Source organism: Actinoallomurus acaciae, from assembly GCF_042429965.1.
Taxonomy (GTDB): domain Bacteria; phylum Actinomycetota; class Actinomycetes; order Streptosporangiales; family Streptosporangiaceae; genus Actinoallomurus; species Actinoallomurus acaciae.
Genome location: NZ_JBHLZP010001088.1, coordinates 1 through 1,135, shown reverse-complemented (window position 1 = coordinate 1,135; position 1,135 = coordinate 1). Strand labels below are relative to the sequence as shown.

Annotated in this window: 1 protein-coding gene and 1 pseudogene; both read left to right on the top strand. The window is 71.2% G+C overall.

What is annotated here, in order from left to right:
• Window positions 1-340, top strand: a pseudogene (locus ACFFNX_RS50710) (DUF5719 family protein); the annotation flags it as partial.
• A 151-nt stretch (window positions 341-491) separates the two neighbouring features.
• A partial coding sequence (locus ACFFNX_RS50705; protein ID WP_378213661.1) for an AfsR/SARP family transcriptional regulator occupies window positions 492-1,135 on the top strand: 644 nt, incomplete at its 3' end.

The window sequence follows — 1,135 nt, the reverse complement described above, 5'->3', positions numbered from 1 at the left end:
CGCCGGGCTCGTGGCCGACAGCCGGGACACGACGACGCTGCTGCTCAGCGCCCCGCCCGGGCACGCCGCCGCGGTCCGTCTGACACAGCTCGCGGCGCAGGGACCGACCGGCACGCCGAAGGACGTCGCGGTGCCCGCCGGCCACACCGTGGAGGTGGCGATGCCGTCGTCCGCGGACGGTGGCGACCACGGCCTGGTCATCGCGCCGCGTCCGGGCTCGGGGCCGGTGTACGCCGCTCGCCTGCTCGCGATGAAGAAGAAGGGCTTCACCCTGCTGCCGATACCACCGGCGCGGGTGACCGTCGCACTGCCGCCGGTGGCCGACTCTCCGGTTCCCTGACCGAAGAATCAGGCCGCAACCGGCTGTTCGTCATATCATCGGCGCATTTTCCTGTTAATTGGCCGAAGGTCGTGGTTATGCTACGCCTCGCCGTTCACCAGCGGGTTCAAGGGAAACGGAGTGACCGCAGGGCTTATTCGGTGAGGTGACCGTGTCCGACCGCCCGATGCGTTTCGGTGTGCTGGGCCCTCTCGTCGTCCGCACCGAGGGTGGGAACGCGCGGCTGGGCGGCACGAAACAACGCCTCGTCCTGGCCGCCCTGCTGCTGGCAGGGGGCCGTCCGGTCTCCACCGACAAGCTCGTGGACACATTGTGGCCCGAGCGCCCGCCGCGTTCGGCGGTGGCGAATCTGCATACCTATGTGTCGGGTCTGCGTTCGTGCCTGCCGCCCGTTCCGGACGGTCACCGCGTACGGCGTCACGCCGACGGTTATTCGATTTCCCTGCTGCCGGGAGAGCTCGACCTTCAGGTATTCGAAGAACTGCTCGACGAGTCCGCGCGCCGGAAGGCCGCCGGCCGTCCCGGCGACGCGGAGAGCCGGATCGCGGAGGCGCTCGCGCTGTGGCGCGGTGAGCCGCTGGAGGACCTGCCGCCGAGCCCGCTGTGGCAGGCGGAGGCCGCGCGCCTGGTCGAGCGCTGGCTCGAAGCGGTCGAGGAACGGTGCGCGCTCCGGCTCTCCGCGGGCCGGCACGCCGAGAACATCGCCGAGCTGCGGAGCCTGCTGGTCCGCCACCCTCTCCGCGAGGGCCTGTGGCAGCAGCTGATGCTGGCGCTGCACGCCGGTGGCCGCCAGGC